The organism is Dactylosporangium sp. CA-092794 (assembly GCF_050948465.1).
Taxonomy (GTDB): Bacteria; Actinomycetota; Actinomycetes; order Mycobacteriales; family Micromonosporaceae; genus Dactylosporangium.
In genome coordinates, this window is the sequence record NZ_CP192044.1 from 9947945 (window position 1) to 9969965 (window position 22021).

Here is a 22021-nt window from a genome sequence, read left to right on the forward strand (position 1 = left end):
CCTCCTTCGGACGGTTGGGGTCAGACCCCGACGGGCGAGACGAGCTCGGCGTCGAGCAGCAACTCGATCTCGCGGGCCAGGTCGCGCAGCCGGGGGTTGGCGTAGACGGCTTTCACCGGCAGGCGCACGCCGAGCTCCTTGCGCACCCCGGCGACCAGCTTGATGGCCAGCAGGGAGTGGCCGCCGAGCTTGAAGAAGTTGTCGTCGGCGCCGATGCGGGCCGCGCCGAGCACGTGCGCCCAGATGCCGGCGATCAGTCGCTCGACCGGCCCGGCCGGCTCGTCGTCGCCGGGTGCGGCGTCGACGGCGACCGGCGCGGCCGGCAGCGGCAGCGCCGCCCGGTCCAGCTTGCCGTTCGGCGTCGTCGGGAACGCCTCCAGCACCACGACGGCGGCCGGCACCATGTACACCGGCAGGTGGCCCTCGGCGTGCGCCCGCAGGTCGGCCGGCTCGACCGGCCCGGTGGTCCGCGCGTAGGCCACCAGGCCGGGCGCGCCCCACAGGTCCTCGTGCAGCACGACGACCGCCTCGGCGACGGCCGGGTGCCCGGTCAGGACGGCCTCGATCTCGCCGAGCTCGAGGCGGTGGCCGCGGAGCTTGACCTGCCCGTCGCGGCGGCCGAGGTACTCCAGCCGGCCGTCGACCAGGCGGCACAGGTCGCCGGTGCGGTACATCCGGGTCCCCTCGCCGTCGAGGTCGGCGACGAACCGCTCGGCGGTCAGCCCGGGGCGGCGCCGGTAGCCGCGCCCGACCCGGGGCCCGGCCAGGTACAGCTCGCCGGCCTCGCCGGGCGGGACCGGCCGCAGCTGCCCGTCGAGCAGGTGCAGGTGCAGGCCGGGCAGCACGGCGCCGATGTGCGGGCCGGTGCCGGCGGTGACCGGCGCCATGGTGGCGTCGACGGTGCACTCGGTCGGGCCGTAGAGGTTGACCGCCCGCACCACGCCCGCGTCGGTGAGCTCGGCGATGCGCCGCCACAGCGCCGGGCTGATCGCCTCGCCGCCGATGAGCATGGTGAGCGGGCCGCGCCGGGCGTCGTGCCGCTCGGCGAGGTGCTCCAGCAGCGGATCGGCGTGCGACGGGGTCAGGTCGAGGTCGGTCAGGCCGCTCTCGTCGACGAGCGCGGCGAGCAGCGCCGGGTCGGCCCGGGTCGCCTCGTCGACCATGACGACGGTGTCGCCGCGGCAGAGTCGTACCCACTGCTGCACCGACGCGTCGAAGGACGGCGAGGCGTTCCAGCTCACCCGGCCGGCGTCGGTGGTGGCGATCCCGGCGGACTCCAGCGCGTCGAGCAGGCCGCTCGCGGCGCCGCGGGTGATCTCCACCCCCTTGGGGCGGCCGGTGGAGCCGGAGGTGAAGATGACGTACGCCAGCGTGTCCGGGTGCACCGGCACCGGCCGGAACCCGTCGGCGAGCGGGTCGCCGGAGCCCGGGCGCAGCGCGTCGATCGACACGGAGGACACGCCGTCCACGGTGGCCTCGGTGCCGGGTGGGCCGACGACGAGGTCCGCGCCGGCCGCCTCGATCAGGTAGCGGCGGCGGTCGGCGGGCAGGCGGGGGTCGACCGGCAGGTACGCCGCGCCGGCGGTCAGCGTGCCGACGAGCGCGACGACCAGGTCGACGCCGCGCGGCAGGTGCAGCGCGACCACGTGCTCGGCGCCGACGCCGCGCTCGGTGAGAGCCGCCGCGATCCGGGCGGCCTCGGCGCGCAGTTCGCCGAAGGTGAGGGCGCGCCCGCCGGAGACGACGGCGCGCCGGTCGGCGGGTACCTCGGCCAGCCGGTCCAGCAGGTCCTTGCTGGCGCTGCCGGCGTTGACGGTGATGTCGGTCATGGTGCGGCTCACTTCCCGTACACGGTGGTCGAGGGCTCGGTGGCCGGGTCGCAGTCGGCGAGCGCGATCGGGTCGCCCATGGCCACGAGGATCTTGCGGTCGCCGTGGTACGCCTCGCGGCCGTGCGCGCTGAGGATGTTGTCCACCAGCAGCAGGTCGCCCTCCTGCCAGGTCTCGCGCAGGGTCACCTGGTCGTACACCGCGTTGAGCGCCCCGGCCTCGGCCTCGGTCAGCGGCGTGCCGTCGCCGACGTAGGTCTCGAACGGCAGGCCGTCCTCGCCGTAGGTGTCGAGCAGCACGTCGCGGACGTCGGGGTCGAGGCTCCACCGGCTCCAGAAGGCCACGTGGTTGAACCAGGTCCGCTCGCCGGTGACCGGGTGGGTGACGATGGCCGAGCGGCGCTGCCGGGTGCGCAGCTCGCCCTCGGACAGCCACTCGTAGCCGATGACGTTCTCCCGGCAGTAGGCCTCGACCTGGGCCGGGTCCTCGGTGGCGAAGCTCTTGTGCCAGGGCAGGCCGGCCAGCTCGGAGAAGTTGCGCACCAGCAGCCAGCCCGCGGTGGCGAACCGCTCGCGGAGGCCGGCCGGGATCAGCTCCAGCGCCCGGCGCATGTCCCCGACGGTGGTGGCGCCGCCGGACTCGGGCGCGATCACGCAGCCGAACAGCAGCACGGTCGGGAAGTCCAGCGTGTAGCTGTTCTCGTTGTGCAGCCGGATCGGCTGGACGGCGGGCAGGTCGGTGGAGGAGAAGACGCCCTCGCCGAAGTCGGTGCGCGGGGTGGCCTTCTCCTTGTACGACGCGCGCCGGGGCAGCAGCACGTCGCGTACCCGGGCGAAGTCACCGGCGTCGCGCACTCCGACGCCGCGGATCATCAGGCTGCCGGAGCGGTGCAGCTCCGCCCGGATCGCCTCGCGCTGCTCGCTGACCCAGGCGATCGCGGCGTCGAGGCTGTCGAACGCCGGCGTCCGCAGGATCGGCGGCTTGCCGGTCTCGTGGGTGATGTCCAGGTCGATGGTGGCGACCGCGTCGGTGGTCGGCATGGTGTACTCCCCTTTCAGGACTGGACGGCGACGGCGTCGGCACCGTCGTCGAGGAGCTCACCGGCGCGGGTGCGCCGGCGCAGCGCGGGCAGGCGCCGCCGGGGTGCCGGGGCACCGGCGTGCGGGCCGGGGGCGAGCGTGTCGAGATGGTCGGCGAGGGCCGCCACGGTCGGCGCCTGGAGCAGTTCGCGGATGCCGACCTCGACGCCGAGGACGGTGCGCAGCCGGCTGGCCAGACGCGGTACGAGCAGGGAATGGCCGCCGAGGTCGAAGAAGCTGTCGTCGATGGAGACCGCCGGCACACCGAGGATCTCGGCGTACAGGTCGCACAGCACCGCCTCCCGCGGGTTGCGCGCGGCCCGGCCCTCGGCCGACGGCCCGTACTCCGGTGCCGGCAGCTGCTTGCGGTCGACCTTGCCGTTGGCCATCAGCGGGAACGTGGCGAGGACCACGACCGCCGAGGGCACCATGTGCTCGGGCAGCACCCCGGCCGCGAACCGCCGCAGTTCCGCCGGTTCCGCCCCGGCGCCGGCATCGGCGGGCACGACGTAGGCGACGAGCCGCTTGTCGCCCGGCCGGTCGGCGCGGGCCAGCACGAGCACCCGGCCCACCGCGGGATGCTGGGCGAGGGCCGCCTCGACCTCGCCGGGCTCGATCCGGAAGCCGCGGATCTTGACCTGGTGGTCGGCCCGGCCCATCAGCTCGAGCACCCCGGCCGCGGTCCACCGGGCCAGGTCGCCGGTGCGGTACATGCGGCCGCCGGGCGCACTGTAGGGGTCGGCCACGAACGCGGCGGCCGACAGCCCGCTGCGGCTGAGGTATCCGTCGGCCAGGCCGCCGCCGGCGACGTACACCTCGCCGACGACCCCGGCCGGGACCAGCCGCAGTTGCTCGTCGAGCACGTAGCAGCGGCGGTCGCCGATCGGCGCGCCGACCGGCAGCACCGCGCCCGGGGCTTCGAGGACCGGATAGAAGTGCGTGAAGATCATGCTTTCGACCGGGCCGTACACGTGGACCAGCCGGAGGCCGGGCCGGTCACGGCGGATCCGCCGGACGTGGTCGAGCGAGGGCGGCTCGCCGCCGGTCATCACCTGGCGCAGCGCCCCGAACACGGCCGGGAACTCGTCCACCATCAGGTTGAACAACCCGGTCGACAGGAACATCGTGTCCACCCCGTGCTCGGCGACCAGCGCCGCGATCCGATCCGCCTGCGGCCGCTGACCCGGCTGCAGCACACAGACCCCGCCCGACAGCAACGGACCCCAGAACTCCAGCGCGAACGCGTCCCACGACACCGGCGCGCACTGCAGCCAGACCGCACCCGGCCTGAAGTCCACATAGGACTGTCCGGTGAGCGTGCCGACCACGGCGCGGTGCGAGGACAGCGCGCCCTTGGGCCGCCCGGTCGAGCCGGACGTGAACATCACGCACGCGGCGTCGCGCTCGTCCCCGGCCACGCCGGGGTCGTCGCCGGGCAGCCCGGCCCAGACCGGCTCGTCCACGAGCACGGTCGCGCCGGAGACCCGGCCGGCCAAGGCGCTGTCGGTCACGACGGTCGTCACGCCCGCGTCGGCGGCCAGTTCCGCCAGCCGCACGTCGGGGAACTCCGGGTCCAGCATCGCGTAGGCCGCGCCGGACTTCACCACCGCGAGCACCGCCGTGGCCATCGCCGGGCCGCGCGGCAGCAGCACGCCGACCACGTCACCGCGGCGCACGCCCAGGCCGAGCAGGTGCCGCGCCAGCCGGCTCGCCGCCGCGTCCAGCTCGCCGTAGCTCAGCCGGTCCGTGCCGGAGATGATCGCGGTCGCGGCCGGGTCCGCCGCCGCGCGGCCGGCGAAGCGCTCGGCGAGCGTGCCGGTGCCGGCGTCCGGGCCGGTGCCCAGCGCCAGCAGGGCGTGCCGCTCGCCGGCGGAGAGCACGGCCAGGTCGTCGAGGTGGACGGCCGGGTCGGTGACGGCCTGCCCGGTGACCCGCACCAGCGTGGTGACCAGCCGTTGCACGGTCGCCTCGTCGAACAGGTCGGTGCTGTAGAGCACGACCCCGTTGATGCCGGCGTCGCCGTCCTCGCGCAGCAGCAGGTCGAGGTCGAACTTCGCCGAGCCGGTGTCGACCACGTGGCTCTCGGCCGCCTCGGCACCGCCCAGCCGTAGCGGGCCGCCGGTCGCCGGTTCCAGCGCGAGGCAGACCTGGAACAGCGGGTGGCGGGCCAGCGAGCGCGGCGGGTTGAGCGCCTCGAGCAGCAGGTCGAACGGGACGTCCTGGTGGGCCAGCGCGTCCAGCGCGGTGGCCCGCACCCGGCCGAGCAGCTCCCGGAAGGTCGGGTTGCCGCCGGTGTCGGTGCGCAGGACCAGCGTGTTGACGAAGAACCCGACCAGGCCGTCGAGGGCCTCGTCCGGGCGGCCGGCGACGGGCGAGCCGATCGGCAGGTCCGTGCCGGCGCCGAGGCGGGTCAGCGTGGCGGCCAGGGCGGCCTGCAGCACCATGAACGGCGTGCAGCCCTCGGCCCGGGCCAGGGTGACCAGCCGCCGGTGCAGGTCGGCGTCGATCCGCACGGGGACGGCCCCGCCCCGGTGGCCGGCGACCGGCGGCCGGGGCCGGTCGAACGGCAGCGGCAGTTCGTCGGGCACGCCGTCGAGGGCCTGCCGCCAGTAGGTGGTGTCCCGGGCCAGCACGCTCTGCGGGTCGCCGGCCTCGCCGAGCATCGCCCGCTGCCACACCGCGTAGTGTGCGTAGCGGACCGGCAGGGGCGCCCAGTCCGGCGCCCGTCCGGCGGCCCGCGCGGCGTATGCGGCGGCGAGGTCGGCGACCAGCGGCCGGACCGACTGACCGTCGGTGGCGATGTGGTGCAGCAGTACCAGCAGCATGGACCCGCCGTCGCCGAGGTCGAGCAGCGTCACCCGGAACGGCGGCTCCACGGCCAGGTCGAACGGTTGCCGCGCCGCCGCGGCGAGCCGGGCGCCGGCCTCGGCCGGGTCGCACCGCCGCACCGCGAACGCCACGTCGCGCCCGTCCAGCATCACCTGGTACGGCTCGCCGTCCGCCGACCGGTACACGGTGCGCAGCACGTCGTGCCGCTGCGCCAGGTCGGCGCAGGCGGCCCGCAGCGCGTCGGCGTCCACCGGCTCGGTGAACCGGAACGACAGCGGCACGTGGTAGGTGGCGGCCGGGCCGGTGACGCCGTCGAGGAACCAGAGGCGGCGCTGGGCGTACGACAGCGGCAGCCGCTCCGGCAGCGCCGCGGCCGTCAGCGGCAGCCGCGCGGGACCGCCGCCGGTGGCCAGCCGGGCGGCGAGCGCCGCCACGGTCGGGGCCTGGAAGACGTCGCGGATGCTCAGCTCCGCGCCGAGCGCGTGCCGGATCCGGCTGACCAGCCGGGCGGCGGTCAGCGAGTGGCCGCCGAGCTCGAAGAAGCCGTCGTCGACGCCGACCGACGGCACGTCGAGGACCTCGGCGAACAGGCCGCAGAGCAGTTCCTCGCGGGCGTCGCGGGGTGCCCGCCCGGCGGGTGCGGCGGCGAACTCCGGCGCCGGCAGGGCGCGGCGGTCGAGCTTGCCGTTCGCGGTGAGCGGCAGCCGGTCCAGCACGACGACCGCGGCCGGCACCAGGTGCTCGGGGAGCCGGGTGCGCAGCCAGGACCGCAGCTCCCGGCCGTCGGGGGTGGTGCCGGGCTCGCCCACGGCGTAGCCGACCAGGCGCACCTCGCCCGTGCCGTCGGCCGCGGCGACCACGGCGGCCTGCGCGACCGCGTCGTGGCCGAGCAGGACGGCCTCGACCTCGCCCGGCTCGACCCGGAACCCGCGGACCTTCACCTGGGCGTCGGCCCGCCCGCAGAACTCCAGCTGCCCGCCGGCGCTCCAGCGGGCCAGGTCGCCGGTGCGGTAGAGCCGCTCGCCGGGCGCGCCGAACGGGTCGGCGACGAACCGCTCCGCGGTCAGGCCGGGCCGGCCGAGGTAGCCGTGCGCGAGGCCGGTCCCGGCCAGGTACACCTCGCCGACCGCGCCGGCGGGGACCGGGCGGAGCCGGGCGTCGAGCAGGTAGGCGCGCTTGTTGGCGATGCCGCGCCCGATCGGCACCCCGGTGCCCTCCGGCGGGCCGGCGGGCACGTCGTACGTCGTCGTGAAGCCCATCGACTCGGCCGGGCCGTAGCCGTTGCGGACGGTCAGCGTGTCGCCGTAGCGCTCGAGGATGCGGGCCACGTGCGTGGCGGAGGCGGGCTCGCCGCCGGTGAACGCCAGCCGCACCCCGGCGAACGCCTCGGGGTGCTCGTCGACGAGGAAGTTGAAGAGGCTGGAGGAGAGCTGCAGCATTGTGACGCCGTGCGCGGGCACGAGCCCGGCGATGAGCGCCGGCTCCGGCCGCTGGCCGGGCTGCAGTACGCAGACCCCGCCGAACGCGAGGGCGCCCCAGAACTCCAGCGAGAACGCGTCCCAGGAGACGGGCGAGCACTGCAGGAACACCTCGTCCGGGCCGAACGTGGCGTACCGCTGGCCGAGCAGCGTGCCGACGAGCGCCCGGTGCGGGGAGAGGACGCCCTTGGGCCGGCCGGTGGAGCCGGAGGTGAACATGACGCAGGCGGCGTCGCCCGGGTCGACGGGCAGGCGCGGGTCGTCGCCGGGCAGCCCGTCCCAGGCCGGCCGGTCCACGCACACGGTCGTGCCGGCGGCCCGCCCGGCCAAGGCGTGCTCGGTCACCACGACCGCCACGCCGGCGTCGGCGATCAGCCCCGCCAGCCGTTCGTCGGGGAACTCCGGGTCGAGCATCGCGTAGGCCGCGCCGGACTTGACGACCGCGAGCACCGCCGTGGCCATCGCGGTACCGCGGGGCAGCAGCACCCCGACCACGTCGCCGCGGCGCACGCCCACGGTGTGCAGGTGCCGGGCGAGCCGGTTGGCGCGCTCGTCCAGTTCGCCGTAGGTGAGCCGGTCGGCGCCGCAGACCACGGCCGTCCGGCCGGGTGCGCGCGCGGCCTGCTCGGCGACCAGCGCGCCGAGGTCGCGGTCGGCGACCGCGACGGTGGTGTCGTTCCACCTGTGCACGACGAGGTCCCGCTCCTGCGGGGAGACCAGCTCCAGGTCGCCGATCCGCACGCCGGGGCCTGCGGTCAGCGCGGCCACCAGCCGCAGGAAGCTGTGCAGGTAGGCGCCGAGGTCCACGGTGGACACGTAGGCGCCGTCGATCGAGCAGTCGACGCGCAGGGAGCCGGCGGCCGTGCGGTACACCGTGGTCGACAGGTCCTCGGCGGTGCCGCCGGTGGAGAACAGGTGTGCCCGCGCCGACATGTCGAAGAAGTGCGGCTCCTGCTCCGCCGCGACGATGTTCATCACCGGGCCGAACAGCCGCCGCCCGTTGGCCGGCCAGTTCAGGTCGCGCAGCAGGTCCGCCGCGTCGTAGCGCTGGTGCCACTGGGCGCGCAGCGACTGGGCGGCGACCCGTGCGGCCAGCGCCTCGCCGGTGTCGGCCGGCTCGACCCGGCAGCGCAGCGGCAGGACGTTGGCCGTCATGCCGGGGGTGTCCCGGCCGTGTGTGCTGACCCGGCCGGTCATCGGCAGGCTCAGCACGACGTCGGTGTCGCCGGTCCACAGGTGCCGGTGCACCACGGCGGCGGCGACGAGCGCCTGCTGCCAGGTCACGCCGGCGCGCTCCGCGAATCCGTTCAGCGCGGTGAAGACGTCCTCCGGCAGGTGCGCGGTCTCCCGCACGATCCGGTTGGTGGGCGGCCCGGCCGTCGAGAGCGCCGAGGGGTACGTCGCCCCGTCCATGACCTTCTGCCAGTACGCGGCGTCGCGGCGCTGGGCCGACGAGCCTGCGTACGCCGCCTGCTCGTCCAGCAGCCGGGTGAACGCGCCGAACGGCGTGCCGCTCACCGCGCCGGCATCGGCGAGACTGCCGTAGATCTCGGCCGCCCGGCGCCGCACGATCGTCGTGGTGTACCCGTCGCGGATCAGGTGATGCGCCCGGTCGTACCAGAGGAAATGCTCCGGGCCGAGCCGGAACAGGATGTGGTTGAACAGCGGACCGGCCTCCAGGTCGGGGACGACGGCCATGTCGGCGCGCATCCGCCGACCGGCCTCCGCCTCCGGGTCGGGCTCGCCGCTGAGGTCGACGATGCTCGCGTCGATCTCGGGCGCCGGCCCGACGTACTGCCACGGCACGCCGTCGGCCTCGACGAAGCGCAGCCGCAGCGTCTCGTCCTCGGCGACCGTGGCCAGCAGCGTGGCTCCCAGCACATCCGGGTCGACCGCGCCCCGGATCTCCAGGTATCCGCCCATGTTGAAGACCGGGTTGTCCGGGTCGATCCGCTGGGCGTACCAGACGCCCAGCTGGGCCGGGTTGAGCTGCCGCGCACCGGCTGGCAGACCTGACATGGGAGCCCCTTCGTTTCGTCGGTGTTCGCCGTCAGCCGGTCACTGCCGCTGCAGCACCAGGTCGAAGATGTCCTGCACGGACTGGAGCTGGTCGAACTCGTTGTCGTCGATAGCGATGCCGAACACCTGCTCGATCTTCATCACGATGTTCACAATGGACAGTGAGTCGACGCCGAGCTCGGCGCCGAGCCGCGCGGTCGGCTGGATCCGGCCCTCCAGGTCCGGCACGACCTCGACGACGATGTCGGAGATGTGCTCCAGGGTGGTGATCGTGGTGGTCATGGCGCGGTTCCTCTCGTTCGGCGCGCTCGGCGAGCGCAGGTGGGAGTGACGGGTTGGCTGGACGGTTCAGCCGAGTTCCGGCCAGGTGATGGCGGCGGCGGCCCAGGTGAGGCCGGCGCCGAAGGCGGTGAGCACGATCCGGTCGCCCGGGTGCAGCAGGCCGCTCTCCGCCGCGTCGGCGAGGGCGAGCGGGATGGAGGCGGCCGAGGTGTTCGCGACCCGGTCGACGTTGACGATCGCGCGCTCGGGCGGGATGCCGATCGCCGCCGCGGTGGCGTCGAGGATGCGCTTGTTGGCCTGGTGCCCGACGAGCCAGTCGACCTCCTCGACGGACCAGCCCATCTCGTTCATGACGGCCTGCGACGCCTCGGTCATCCGGGCCACCGCGTTGCGGTAGACGACCCGGCCCTGCATTTGCAGGTACTGCTCGGCGCGCTCGGGGACGGTGCCGGCCACCCGCTGCCGCGCCCCGCCGGCGGGCACCACGAGCAGGTCGGCCTGCTCGCCGTCGCTGCCGAGCAGCCGGGCGGCGAGTGCGCCCGGCTCGTCGGGACGGCCGGCCCGGATGACGACGGCACCGGCGCCGTCGCCGAACAGCGGCGCGGTCATCCGGTCGTCGGGGTCGGGGACGGTGCTCATCGCCTCCGCGCCGATCACCAGGCCCGTGGTGTACGTCCCGGCCGCCAGCAGCCCGGCGCCGATGGTCAGCGCGTACAGGAAGCCGGAGCAGGCGGCGTTGACGTCGAACGCGGGGATGCCGCCCAGACCCAGCCGGGCCGCCACGACCGGCGCGGTGCCCGGGATCGAGTGGTCGGGCGTGCAGGTGGCGATGACGAGGAAGCCGACCCGGTCGAGGCCGGCGGACTCCAGCGCCCGCCGGGCCGCCTCCGTCGCGAGGTCCGATGTGGACGCTCCCGGCTCGAGGACGTGCCGCTGCTCGATGCCGGTGCGCTCGCGGATCCAGTCGGTGGTGACGTCAAGCCGTTCCGCGATCTCGTCGTTCTTGATCACACGCTCCGGCAGGCAGGCGCCGATGCCCGTGACGACCGCCGCCGGGGTGCCCGATGTGGACAGTTCAACCGTGGACATCGCTCCTCCTTCACGGCCCGCTCCGGGGCCCGCGTCACCCGCTTGACCATCGAACACCCGGCGTGAGCGGCCGGGCGGCAGTTCGCCCGGCACTCGCGCAGCAGCTTCCATCGCCGGTCAGGGCCGCACTTGCGTCGACGGCGCGGTCAGGTGGCAGGCCAGCACGAGGTTGAGCACCTCGAACCGGCAGCGGCCCGCCTCGTACCACGGCCGCACGACGCCGTGCAGCAGCAGGCCGCGCACCAGCCGGCCGGCGTCGGGCAGCCGCAGCCCGGTCAGCGTCACCACGTCGTCGAGCTCGAACTCCCCGCCGAGCTCGCACAGCCGCCCGAGGAGGTCCCGGTCGCCGGCCGGGAGCCGGTCGAGGCGGCGGGTCAGGTCGTCGCGGTAGCCTTGGCCGCCGTCCGGTCCGGCGACGTGGCCGAGCAGGCCCTCCGGGTCGCCGTCGAGGCAGCGGTACAGCACGTCCAGCTCGTACACCACGAGCCAGGACGCGGCCGCCCGCAGCGCGACCGGGAGGCCGTCGACCTGCCGGCAGATCTCCGCCACGGCCGGCACGTCCGCGTCCGTCAGCGTGTACTGCGGCCGGACCCGCCGCACCCGGTCGAGGAACAGCCGCACGGCGGCCACCTGCGCCAGGGTCTGCGCGTCGCGCTCGTCCCGCACGTGCGGCAGCTCCAGCGGCCCCAGCAGGTACAGCCGCTCCTGCGGCAGCCCCCACGGGCGGTCACTGGTGACGACGATCCGCAGCCCGGGGCAGTCCCGCAGCAGCAGGTCCAGGCGCTCCGGGCGGGGGACGTACCCGTCGGCCCCGTCGACCACGAGTAACGCCGCGGACTCGCCCACCACGTCCACCAGCCCGGCGAGGCCGTCGTCCCGGATGTCGAACAGGTCCTCGACCGCGGTCCGTACCACCTCGGCGATCGGCTCGGCGGGCTGGTGGCGGTGGTCGGCGACGGCGCCCGGCATGGCGTGCCACAGCACCGCCATGCCGGCGGCGTGCAACCTGGTGGCCACCTCGAGCACCAGGCGGGTCTTGCCGACGCCGCTGAACCCGACGACGTTGACCAGCCGCTCGGCGCCGGAGCCGAGCTCGCCCTGCAGGACCGCGAGCTCCGACTCGCGGGCGACGATCGGGTCGGCGGCGACCGGCGGGGCGGGCGTCTCGTCGCCGTACCCGGAGCCCAGCCCGAAGACCAGCCGGCCCGCGGACGCGGCGCTGGTGAGGTCGGCGCGCGCCCGCGGGCCCAGCCGCAGCGCGTCGGCGAGCAGCCGTACCGTGTCCTCGCGGGGGCGCCGCGCCCGGCCCTGCTCCAGATCGCGGATCGCCCGGACGCTGATCGTGGAGAAGTCGGCGAGCTGCCGCTGCGTCATCCCGATGCGGATCCGATGCTGCCGGACCAGCCGCCCGAACTTCGGGAGGTCGTCACCGGCCACTACATCGACGGTCATTGTTTGCATCTCCTTCGTCGCGGTGTCGACCGGGGGATGCGTAGCCGAGAGCCGTCATAGCTGCCTCTCCGGCCGGTCCCGATCACCTACGATCGTCCGGAGGCCGTTATCAGCCCACCATCGCGACGCCAACCCGCCGGAGATAGCCGGCGGTGATAGTCGCGGGATAGCAGCGGCGATAGTCCCGGGTAGGCCGCCGTTCCTACTGTCGTTTCCAAGCCGAACGGAAACGGATGAAGGGACAACCGAGATGCGCGCTGTCGACGCCCTCAAGATTGCCATTGCCACCGGTGCGGTCGCCGCGGGCCTCGCGATCGGCGCCGGTGCGGCGTTCGCCGACACCACGCCCCCGGCCGAGGGCACCCCCGCCCCGGCCGCCACCGGCTCGCCGGCGCCGGTCCCCACCCCGACGCAGGGCGGCGAGCGGCCGCAGAACAACCCCTGGGACTGACGCCGGCCCGGGGTGGCTCAGGCCGCCGGCCCCCGCGCGGCGGTGACCGCCGCCAGCAGTTGCTCCGCCTCGTTCATCTCGCGATGCATGCTCCGCTCCCGGAACGTCGCGATCGCCTGCTCCAGCAGCCCGGCGGCCGGCTCCGGTTCGCCGGCCCGGTCCATCAGCCGGGCGAGATCCAGCCGTACCACCGCGGCACCCCCGTGATCCATGACCTGTTCGCGGATGGCCAGTGCCCGCACGAACAGGTCCTTCGCCTCCTGGAAACGCCCCATGTCGGCGTTGACCTCGCCGAGGTTCCGCAGGAGATGGCCCTCCCCGATGACGTCGCCGCTCTGGCGGACCATCCCGAGCACCTTGTCCAGGATCCGCTCCGCTTCCGCGGACTCCCCGCGCTGGGTCAGCACCTGACCGACCCGGCGCAGCGCCTGCGCCTCACCGCCGACGTACCCGGCGGATCGGTAGATCTCCAGCGCCTCCTCCAGCTCGGTATGGGCGATCGCGCCCTCGCCGCGGCGCATCCTGATGTGGGCCCGCTGGGTCAGCACGGTCGCCCGGCCCACCACGTCGCCGACGGTGTCGAAGTCGTCGATCGCCAGCCCGTACAGCCGTAACGCCTCCTCGTCGGCGCCGTACTGGCGCTCCAGCAACGCCAGGTCGCGCCGGCACAGCGCCAGCCCGTGCCGGTCGCCCAGCCGCTCGAACAGCGCCCGGGCGGACTCCAGCGCCTCCCTGGACTCCCGGGGCTGGCGGCGGCTGCTGTACAGCGTGCCGAGCGAGCCGAGCAGCACGGCGGTGCCGCGGGTGTTGCCGGCCCGGCGGACCGCCTCGAGCGCCTGCCGGTGCGTCTTCTCCCACTGGTCCAGGTAGCCCCGCGCCTCGAACAGCGTCACCAGCGTCGCGGCGAGGTCCCACGAGACCTCGTCCAGGCCCGCCGTGGCGGCCTGCTCGACGGCGGCGCAGAGGTTGGCGTGCTCGCCGTCGAGCCACTCCAGCGGGTCGGCGAGCACCTGCTCGACGTAGGTCGGCGGCGGCTGCCAGCGCGGGGCGGTGCCGTGCAGGATCGTGTAGTCGCCGCCGTAGACGCGGCGGTGGGCCTGCTCGGCCAGCGCGAGCCAGCCGCCGGTCATCCGCTCCAGCGCCGAGCGCCGCACCTCCTCGCTGTCGTGCACGACGAGCTGCTCCCGGGCGAAGACCCGGATGATCTCGTGGAAGCGGTACCGGAACTCACCGGTCGTCTCGACCGCCACGACGTCGAGCATCTGCACGTCGACGAGCGGCTCCATCAGGTCGGACGGGAACGCGCGGCGGTCGTCGAGCAGCGCGCCGGCCAGCCAGCCCGGCAGGGACGCGCCCTCGGCGAGGCTCAGCAGGCGCAGGAGCTGCCGTTCGGTGCGGCCCAGCCCGTCGTGGGTGAGGGAGAGGCTGGCGCGCATCGTCATCTCGCCGTGGGTCAGCTCGTCCAGCCGGTGCCGTTCGTTGGCCAGCCGGTGCACCATGGACGCCAGCGTCCAGTGCGGGCGGGCGGCCAGCCGGGCCGCGATGATCCGTAACGCCAGCGGGAGGCCGCCCACCGTGCCGACCAGCGCCGCGGCGGCCTGCGGCTCCCGGGCCACCCGGCCTTCGCCGATCACCCGGCCGAGCAGTTCGAGGGCCTGCGCGGTGTCGAGGATGTCCAGCTCCAGGCGGTGCGCGCCGGGCAGTGCGGTGAGCCGCGCGCGGCTGGTGACCAGCACCGCGCAGCTCCCGCTGCCGGGTAACAGCGGACCGATCTGGCTCTCCGACGCCGCGTCGTCGAGCACGACCAGGGTGCGCCGCTGGGCCAGCAGGTTGCGGTACATCTCGGCGCGCTCGTCGACGTCGTCCGGGATCATCGCACCGGGGATGCCGAGGGCCCGCAGGAACCGGCCGAGCACCTCCATCGCCTCGACCGGTTCGGCGCGGGTGCCCCGCAGGTCGCAGTAGAGCTGCCCGTCGGGGAAGTGATCGCGGCCCAGCCGGTGCGCGATGTGCGTCGCGAGCGTGCTCTTGCCGACGCCGGGCATCCCGACGATCACCACCACCCCGACCGGGCGGTGCGGCAGGTCGGGGCCGGTGAGCGCCGCCTCCGCGGCGGCGACGAGGTCCTGCCGCCCGACGAAGTCGGCGGTGTCGGCCGGCAGCTGCCGGGGTTTCTCCACGCGATAGGCGGCGGCCGGCGCGCGGGCCGGTCGCTCGGGGTCCGGGTCCACCATCACGGTCGAGGCGACGCGGGCGGCGACGCGGATCGGCGGCAGGCCGGCCTCCGGCAGGAGCGCGGCGTTGCCGGAGAGGATCGCCATCTCCAGCCGGCGCAGGTCCTCCCCCGGCTCCAGGCCGAGTTCCTGGATCAGCAGGTCCCGGCCGGTACGGTAGCTTTCGAGCGCCTCGGCCTGCCGGCCGGATCGGTGCAGCGCGAGCATGAGCTGGCCGCGCAGGCGTTCCCGCAGGGGATAGTCGTGCACCAGCCGCCCGATCTCGCCCACCAGCTCGTGATGACGGCCGAGCTCCAGCTCGAGGTCGAGATATGTTTCGACGGCGGAGAGCCGCTCCTCGTCGATGCGCAGCGCCTTGGTCCGCAGGGCTTCGCTCGGGATGCCGCTCAGGCATGGGCCGCGCCAGAGCGCGACCGCGCCGCGTAACAGCTCGGCGGCCTCGGCGCGGCGGCCCTCCTTGACCAGGGCGCGCGACCGGGCCACGTGACGGTTGAACACCTGCAGGTCGATGAGGTCGTCGGGGGCGTGCATGAGGTACCCCGGCGGCCTGGTGGCGATCGGTGCGTCGACGCCCGCGTCGGCGAAGCTCTTGCGCAGCCGGGAGACGCAGATCTGCACCTGGGTGCGGGCGGTGTCCGGCGGATCCTCGTCCCAGACGAGGTCCACGAGGTGGTTGCTGCCGACCACGCGGTTGGCGTCCATCAGCAGCGCGGCAAGGATGATCTCCTGCCGGCCGGGCGGCACGCGGACCGGGCCGGCCGTTCCGTGGACTTCGAGGGGACCGAGGACTCTGAACACGATCGGTGACGAATCGATCTCTTGGCCATCGACGGACACCGGTTAGAACCTCCAAGGCCGGCACCTTCAAAGAATTGAGGTATCTTTTGTCTACCGTGGCCGTATGATCGGTCGCTGTCTATTCACGCAAAGGGTGATCGATTAGGGCCGTGCGGGGGGTTGCGCTGACGGCCCGTCGTCCTTGATGATCGTCGTTCGTTCATCGCCCTTACCTACGGGCCGGTGCCGCCCAGGTTTCCCGGAACTCGGTCATCCACCGCACGTCGATCATGTGCCGAAACACCAGGGGCGCGGCGATCCGGCCGACGACGCCGAGATCACCGTTGCGCTTGCCGTGCGCGACGACCCGCTCGACGCGGTCGCGCCGGCGCGTCTCGAACTCCGCCAGCGCCTGCGGCACGCCGTCCACGTCGCGCAGGCACTTCGCCAGGACCAGCGCGTCCTCCAGCGCCATCGACGCGCCCTGCCCGGACGCGGGCGACGCGGCGTGCGCGGCGTCGCCCACCAGCACCATCCGGCCGCGGCGCCAGGTCCGCAGCGACGGCATGTCGTAGCCGGCCCACGGGCGCAGGATCTCCTCGGTGGCCTCGATGATCCGGGCGGCCGGCCCCCGGTCGCCCGCGACCTGGGCCAGTATCCGGGCCCGCAGCACGTCCTGCGGGGTCGCGGCCAGCTCGTCGCGGTCCGGCTCCGCCTTCGACGGCGGCTGTGTGAACCACCACACCTCGCCGTCGGGGTGCGGGATGTAGCAGAACAGCCCGCCCCTGCCGTAGATCAGCCGCAGCACGCCGGGCTCGGCGTCCAGCCGCAGGCCGCGGGCGTAGCCGCCGGTCTCGGTCACCCCGGTGTAGCGCAGCGCGGGCGCGTCCGGGTCGATGATCCGCCGCGCCACCGACCGCAGCCCGTCCGCGCCGATCAGGACGTCGGCGTGCTCGGTGGAGCCGTCCGCGAATCGGGCGACCACCCCGTCCGCGCCGGTCTCGGCGCCGACCAGGCGCTTGCCGTACACCACCTGCGCGCCCGTCCGCGCACATGCGTCGCGCAGCACCTGGTACAGGTCCGCGCGCCGGAGGGTCTGCGCCGCGGTCCCGTCCCGCAGCGGGGCGCCGTAGCTGAGCGTGCCGAGCTCCTTGCCGTCGAACGTGGACACCACCAGCCTCGGCGTGGTGAACCCGCGGGCCACCACCTCGCGGAGCAGTCCCAGCTCGTCGAGAATGGACAGTCCGTTGGTCGTGAGGCTCAGGTACGCACCGACCCCGTCGGCCGACCGGTCGTACGCCTCGCACACGGTGACGGCGATCCCGGCGCGCTGCAGCGCCACCGCCGTCACCGATCCGGCGATCCCACAACCCACTACCAGCGCCTTCATCGGATTATGTCCTCCAGTCGGGCCGGGCCGCCTTCGGCCACGGCGGTGAGCAGGGTGGTGAAGTGCGCGGCACCGTCGGCGACGATGTCGAGCGAGACCCGGCCGCCCCGCCGCACGGCGGTGACGACCGGCGAGTCCGGCGGGCTGCCGGTGCAGAGCAGGGTGGCGGTGGCCGTCGCCTCGCCGAAGCGCAGGACCCGCTCGTCACCGAGGACCGTCACATAGGGCCGCGGCCGGTACGGGTGGGGAAAACGCTGGTGCCACTGGGCTTTGCGCATCGCCGACCGCACATCGCCGACGACCTCGTCGACCGTCCGGCCGGGACCGACCCGGATCCGCAGCGGCACGACGTTGACCAGCATCCCGGGCACGTTGCGGGCCGCGGCCCCGACCCGCCCGGGCAGCGGCAGGTTCAGCACCACGTCCGCCGGCCCGGTCCGCCGCCACTGGTCGACGGCCACCGCGGCGACGACGACCGGCTCCCACTGACCGTCGAGCGCGACCGAGCCGGCCGCCCGCTCCAGCGGCGCCGTGTGGACGGGTTCGCGCGCGCCGTCGAGCGTCTGCCGCCAGTGCTCGGCATCCCGCCGCCACGCCGCGGACCCGGCATAGGCGACCTGGTCGTCGAGCAGCCGGGAGAACGAGCCGAAGCCCGCTTCGGCGGAGCCGCCGTAGAGGGCGGCGACGCGGTTCTGCACCAGCAGCAGCGACTGTCCGTCGTGGACGATGTGGTGCACCCGCAGGTACCAGACGTGCCGCCGCGGCCCGACCCGGAACACGACGTGCCGGAACAGCGGCCCGCGCAGCACGTCGACGGCGGCGCCGGCATCTTGCCGGATCAGCCGCTCGACACCCTCGTCGGTCGTCTCGACGAACTCCGGCGCGTAGTCCACCGGCGGCCCGAACTCCTGCACGGGCCCGGCGGCGCTCTCCCGGAACCGCAGCCGCAGCGCCTCGTCCTCCCGGACCGCCCGGCCGATGGCCGCGCACAGCGCCTCGGCGTCGAGCGGCCCGTCGAGGTCCAGGCGGACCGCCATGCTCAAGCCGGGACGCTCCCGCCCCGCCTCCCACACCCGCAGTTGGGCCGGGCTCAACGGCCTGTGCATCGCCACTCCCGTTGTCATCGGTGACTCCATGGCATCACCGGCACACGGCCCCGAGCGGCAGATCGAGCGGCACTCATGGCAGCGTTTGCGCGCTTTCACCGGGATTCGACGGCGGCGGCCGGCCGCCTCCGGCCCCGGCGCGCGCCCATCCGGCGACCGGCTCAACCGCAGCGGCCCCGCCCGCCGCGCGCGGCGCTGGTGACCCCTGCGGCCGGTGCGGCGTTTTGCTTCCGCGATCATGCACCGGAGGCGTCCACTGGCTGGGATCCTCATGATCGTGGAGTGATGGTGCCGCTCCTGGTACATCGTCGCTCCACGATCATGGAGATCCCGCCATTCGGGACGCTCCTCGGCATGATCACGGAAAGAAAGCGCCGCCGGGGCCCCTTACGGTTCTTGGTCGTTGACCGGCCTGGCCGAAATCCGGTGGTATGTGGCGTTCTCGCCACTGTCTCGCGAACCGGCGGCCGCCTACCTTCGGGTTCCGTGACAAAGGTCCTGTTGAGCCTGCATGTCCTGGCCGCGATCATCGCCATCGGCCCGGTCGCGGTGGCCGCGAGCATGTTCCCCGCCGCCGCCCGCCGCGGCGACGCCGACGCGCTGCGCCTGCTGTACCGCGTCTGCACGGTCTATGCCGTCATCGGCGTCGCGGTTCCCGTCTTCGGCCTGGCGACGGCGAGCAGCCTCGGCGTGCTCGGCGACGCCTGGCTGCTGACCTCGATCGCCCTGACGGTCCTGGCGGCCGGGCTGCTGGGCCTGGCCATCCTGCCGCGCCAGCAGGCCCTGCTGGCCAGGGTATCCGCCGGCGCCACCGCACCGCCCGGCGATCGGTCGGCGGCGCGCCTGGGCATGCTCACCGGCGTCTTCAACCTGCTGTGGGCGGTCGTGGTCGTCCTGATGATCGTCCGCCCGGGCTCGACCACGGGGGTGTGACGTGCCCATTACCCTGTTGCGCGTCGCCGCGGTCGTCGAGCTGCTCAGCCTCGCCGTACTCCTGACGAACCTGGCGACCGTCCACATCCCGGCGGTGGTGCCCCTCTTCGGCCCGATCCACGGCTGCGCCTACCTGCTCGTGATCGGCACCGCGCTGCACCTCACCCGCTCGAGGTCCACGACGCTGCTCGCCGCCGTCCCGATCATCGGCGGCCTGCTCGCCCTGCGGCGCGCCCGGTTCGGGGCATAAATGGAATGAAAATTCAACTTGAGAACCGGGTTTCCACTTCGCTATGATCACGGCGTGCCCGACCCGCCCCAGCCGCTGCGTCGCGACGCCGAGCGCAACCGCCAGCTCCTGCTGCGCACCGCCTACGAGCTCATGGCGCGCGACGGGCTCGACGTGTCGTACGAGGAGATCGCCCGCGCGGCCGGCACGGGGACCGGCACCATGTATCGCCGCTTTCCACAGCGGCAGGATCTCGTCGACGCTCTGTTCAGCGAGCACATCGACACGGTGACGAGCCTCGCGGAACAGGCCGCGCGGCACGGCGATCCCTGGGCCGCGCTCACCTGGTTCCTCGAGCGGCAACTCGAGCTCGAAGCGGACAACCGTGGACTCGGGCAGCTGCTCCGCGGCCACCAGCAGTCCTCCACGCTCGTCAAGCAGGCGCACGCCCGGATGACCCCGCTGGTGGCGGAGCTGATCGCACGAGCCGTCCGCGAGGGGCAACTACCGGCCGGCGTCACCCCTGGCGACTTCGTCGCCGTGCACCTGATGGTCGGCAGCGTCATGGACGCCGCCCGGGGGTTCGCGCCGCACCTCTGGCGCCGAGCCCTGGCCGTCGCCCTGGCCGGACTGCGCCACGCGGACCTGCCCGGCACCCCGCCCGGCGACGAGATCATCGAACGCCTCTACATCAACGACACGAAGTGAAGGTCCCACCACCATGCCACTCCCCCACGACCTGCAGGACGTCCTCACCTCGCCGGCCATCTGCTTCGTGACGACGCTCATGCCGGACGGCTCACCCCATGTCAGCCAGACCTGGGTCGACACCGACGGCGAGCACGTCCTGATCAACACGGTGGCCACCCACCAGAAGATCCGCAACATCGAGCGCGACCCACGCGTCGCCGTCGGCATCGCGGACCCCGCCGCACCGCTGCGATCCTGGGCACTGCGCGGCAGCGTGGTGACCGCGACGACGGACAACGCGCGGGAGCACATCGACGAGCTGTCGCAGAAGTACCTGGGCCGCCCCTACCCCGGCTACGGCGGCGAACAGCGCGTCGTGCTCACCATCAAGGTCGACAAGCTGCACGTCCCGACCAGGTAGCCGCTCAGCGGCGCAGGTCGTGCCGGCGGTGGGTGGCCTTCTCCACCAGCCCTGAGGGCAACAGCCGGCGCAGCGGGAAGACGAGCGCGGCGTTGCTGCCCACCGCGTAGTGCGCTTTGGGCCGGGGGGCCTCGATCGCCTTGACGATGGTCGCGGCCACCCGCTCCGCCGACACCCCGGCCCGCTCGTTGCGGTCGAGCGCGGCCAGCATCCGCTCGAAGTCTCCTCGGTGTGGCGAGTTTTCCGAGGTGTACTTCGTGCGGCGGGCGCTGAGCCCGGTGCTGATCGATCCGGGCTCGACGGTGGTCAGCCAGACGCCGAACGGGGAGTACTCGTGCCGGGCCCCGTCGCTGAAGCCCTTCAGCGCGGCCTTCGACGCGACGTACGACGAGCGGTACGCCAGCGGAAACGACGCCAGCATCGACCCGACCATGACCACCCGGCCGCGACGACGCTCGCGCATGCCGGGCACGATCAGCTGGGTGAGCCGGACCGGCGCGAACACGTTGACCTGGAACAACCGGCGCAGCGCGTCGCCGGGCAGTTCCTCGAACGGCCCGGACTGGCTCTCCCCCGCGTTGTTCACCAGCACGTCGACGGGGCCGGCCACCCCGGCGAGCTCCTCGATCGACGCCTCGTCGCCGAGGTCGAGCGGGAGGTACTCGACCCCTTCCGCCTGTTGCTCGGCGGTGAGCGACTCCGGATGGCGGCTGGTGCCCAGGACCCGGTAGCCCCGCGCGACCAGCGCCGCCGCCGTCGCCTTCCCGATGCCCGACGATGCCCCGGTGACCAGCGCGGTGCGATCCATCGCCGCACCATACCCGGCGCCCGGCGGGTAGCTCAGCGCGGCGGTGCGGCGGTCGCGGCCGGCGGTGGCCGAGCGCCGCGACGTGGGCCGCCGCCAGGCGGGCCGCCGCGCGGTCGTCGATGCCGACATACGGCCGGCCGGGCTCGATCGGCACGTCCAGGCCGACGACCGGCAGCCGGCGGGTGCGCAGGGACTCCAGCCGCGCCCGGTCCAGCGGGTCGCAGAACGCGACGAAACCGTCGACCAGCGCCGAGGTGACCACGTCCGGCCGGCCCGGCTCGGCCCGCGGCACGAGCACCAGCGACGAGCCGACCTCCCCGCACGCCTGCGCCACGCCGGTCATCGTGAGCCGGGCCGCGGCATCCTCGAACAGGTACTCCAGCGGCTCGTGCACGATGAACCCGACAGCGCAGCAGCGAGTTGCTCGCCACCGTCATTTCCGGCTGTGGGTACTCGCTGTTCGCCGTCGGCGTGGCGGTCGCACCCGGGCTCGCCGTCCTCGCGCTCACGCTGGCCGTCATCGCGGCCGGCTCCGCCGCCCTGCTGTTCACGCTGCCCCGCGCCGCCGGGTGAGCCGGCGGCACGGCACAGAGGAGCGACTATGCGGTACACCCGATTAGGCAGCACCGGCCTGGTGGTGTCCCGGCTCTGCCTCGGCGGCATGAGCTTCGGCGACCCAGGCCGGGGCGCCGATTGATGGACGCTACCGGCAGCGGCGAGCCGGGCCCTGATCCGGCAGGCGCTGGAGGCCGGCGTCACCTTCTTCGACACCGCCAACATCTACTCCGACGGCGGCAGCGAGGAGATCCTGGGGCAGGCAAGCACGAGACGGCGATGCTGAACAGGTTCAGCAATTGTTTAGCCTAGATGCCACCCGCCGGCGGGCATGGTTATGACCTGCGTCACCGGCCGCCACTCATGTCGG

General features: G+C 74.0%; 17 protein-coding genes. 7 read left to right on the forward strand and 10 right to left on the reverse strand.

The window, feature by feature from the left end; translation table 11 throughout:
• Window positions 1-20: 20 nt before the first annotated feature.
• The 6 genes from ACQPXD_RS42615 to ACQPXD_RS42640 form a co-directional block, all read right to left on the reverse strand.
• On the reverse strand, window positions 21-1829 hold the full coding sequence (locus tag ACQPXD_RS42615; RefSeq protein ID WP_432828477.1) for a non-ribosomal peptide synthetase: 1809 nt from the start codon (window positions 1827-1829) through the stop codon (window positions 21-23).
• 8 nt (window positions 1830-1837) lie between these two features.
• On the reverse strand, window positions 1838-2869 hold the full coding sequence (locus ACQPXD_RS42620) for a TauD/TfdA family dioxygenase (RefSeq protein WP_432828479.1): 1032 nt from the start codon (window positions 2867-2869) through the stop codon (window positions 1838-1840).
• 14 nt (window positions 2870-2883) lie between these two features.
• Window positions 2884-9234 carry an amino acid adenylation domain-containing protein gene (locus ACQPXD_RS42625; protein WP_432828481.1) on the reverse strand — a complete coding sequence of 2117 codons (6351 nt, stop codon included), beginning with the start codon at window positions 9232-9234 and terminating at the stop codon, window positions 2884-2886.
• A 39-nt stretch (window positions 9235-9273) separates the two neighbouring features.
• Window positions 9274-9516, reverse strand: a complete 243-nt coding sequence (locus ACQPXD_RS42630; RefSeq protein ID WP_432828483.1) for an acyl carrier protein — start codon at window positions 9514-9516, stop codon at window positions 9274-9276.
• A 66-nt stretch (window positions 9517-9582) separates the two neighbouring features.
• Window positions 9583-10605 (reverse strand): beta-ketoacyl-ACP synthase III, encoded by a 1023-nt coding sequence (locus ACQPXD_RS42635; RefSeq protein WP_432828485.1) that lies wholly within the window; start codon window positions 10603-10605, stop codon window positions 9583-9585.
• A gap of 117 nt (window positions 10606-10722) precedes the next feature.
• On the reverse strand, window positions 10723-12057 hold the full coding sequence (locus tag ACQPXD_RS42640; RefSeq protein ID WP_432828487.1) for a helix-turn-helix domain-containing protein: 1335 nt from the start codon (window positions 12055-12057) through the stop codon (window positions 10723-10725).
• A 250-nt stretch (window positions 12058-12307) separates the two neighbouring features.
• Between ACQPXD_RS42640 and ACQPXD_RS42645 the strand changes: the two genes are divergently transcribed.
• Window positions 12308-12508, forward strand: coding sequence for a hypothetical protein (locus tag ACQPXD_RS42645; protein ID WP_432828488.1), 201 nt, complete (start codon window positions 12308-12310; stop codon window positions 12506-12508).
• A 17-nt stretch (window positions 12509-12525) separates the two neighbouring features.
• Here the strand turns inward: ACQPXD_RS42645 and ACQPXD_RS42650 are convergent, their stop codons facing one another.
• From ACQPXD_RS42650 to ACQPXD_RS42660, 3 genes are all read right to left on the reverse strand, one after another.
• Complete coding sequence (locus tag ACQPXD_RS42650) at window positions 12526-15579, reverse strand: AfsR/SARP family transcriptional regulator (RefSeq protein ID WP_432828490.1); 3054 nt, start codon at window positions 15577-15579, stop codon at window positions 12526-12528.
• Window positions 15580-15748: 169 nt separating this feature from the next.
• Window positions 15749-16909 carry an FAD-dependent monooxygenase gene (locus ACQPXD_RS42655; protein ID WP_432828492.1) on the reverse strand — a complete coding sequence of 387 codons (1161 nt, stop codon included), beginning with the start codon at window positions 16907-16909 and terminating at the stop codon, window positions 15749-15751.
• Window positions 16906-18015: a condensation domain-containing protein gene (locus ACQPXD_RS42660; protein WP_432828494.1), complete on the reverse strand. Its 1110-nt coding sequence runs from the start codon at window positions 18013-18015 to the stop codon at window positions 16906-16908. The genes ACQPXD_RS42655 and ACQPXD_RS42660 overlap by 4 nt, the downstream gene beginning before the upstream one ends.
• 486 nt (window positions 18016-18501) lie before the next feature.
• Here ACQPXD_RS42660 and ACQPXD_RS42665 point away from each other — a divergent pair, with 486 nt between their 5' ends.
• Genes ACQPXD_RS42665 through ACQPXD_RS42680 form a run of 4 tightly spaced genes read left to right on the forward strand, consistent with a single transcriptional unit; the run spans window position 18502 to window position 20288 of the window.
• Window positions 18502-18948 (forward strand): DUF2269 family protein, encoded by a 447-nt coding sequence (locus ACQPXD_RS42665; RefSeq protein ID WP_432828496.1) that lies wholly within the window; start codon window positions 18502-18504, stop codon window positions 18946-18948.
• A 1-nt stretch (window position 18949) separates the two neighbouring features.
• Complete coding sequence (locus ACQPXD_RS42670) at window positions 18950-19198, forward strand: DUF3817 domain-containing protein (RefSeq protein WP_432828498.1); 249 nt, start codon at window positions 18950-18952, stop codon at window positions 19196-19198.
• Window positions 19199-19252: 54 nt separating this feature from the next.
• Window positions 19253-19885, forward strand: coding sequence for a TetR/AcrR family transcriptional regulator (locus ACQPXD_RS42675; RefSeq protein ID WP_432828500.1), 633 nt, complete (start codon window positions 19253-19255; stop codon window positions 19883-19885).
• Window positions 19886-19898: 13 nt separating this feature from the next.
• The gene (locus ACQPXD_RS42680) at window positions 19899-20288 is read left to right on the forward strand and encodes a TIGR03618 family F420-dependent PPOX class oxidoreductase (protein ID WP_432828502.1); all 390 of its coding nucleotides are present in this window, start codon (window positions 19899-19901) and stop codon (window positions 20286-20288) included.
• A gap of 4 nt (window positions 20289-20292) precedes the next feature.
• Here the strand turns inward: ACQPXD_RS42680 and ACQPXD_RS42685 are convergent, their stop codons facing one another.
• Window positions 20293-21096: an SDR family oxidoreductase gene (locus tag ACQPXD_RS42685; protein ID WP_432828504.1), complete on the reverse strand. Its 804-nt coding sequence runs from the start codon at window positions 21094-21096 to the stop codon at window positions 20293-20295.
• Between the two features lie 420 nt (window positions 21097-21516).
• On the opposite strand from ACQPXD_RS42685, the gene ACQPXD_RS42690 reads away from it, so the two are divergent.
• The gene (locus tag ACQPXD_RS42690) at window positions 21517-21669 is read left to right on the forward strand and encodes a hypothetical protein (RefSeq protein WP_432828506.1); all 153 of its coding nucleotides are present in this window, start codon (window positions 21517-21519) and stop codon (window positions 21667-21669) included.
• A 169-nt stretch (window positions 21670-21838) separates the two neighbouring features.
• The gene (locus tag ACQPXD_RS42695; RefSeq protein ID WP_432844164.1) at window positions 21839-21937 is read left to right on the forward strand and encodes an aldo/keto reductase; all 99 of its coding nucleotides are present in this window, start codon (window positions 21839-21841) and stop codon (window positions 21935-21937) included.
• The last annotated feature ends 84 nt before the right edge of the window (window positions 21938-22021 follow it).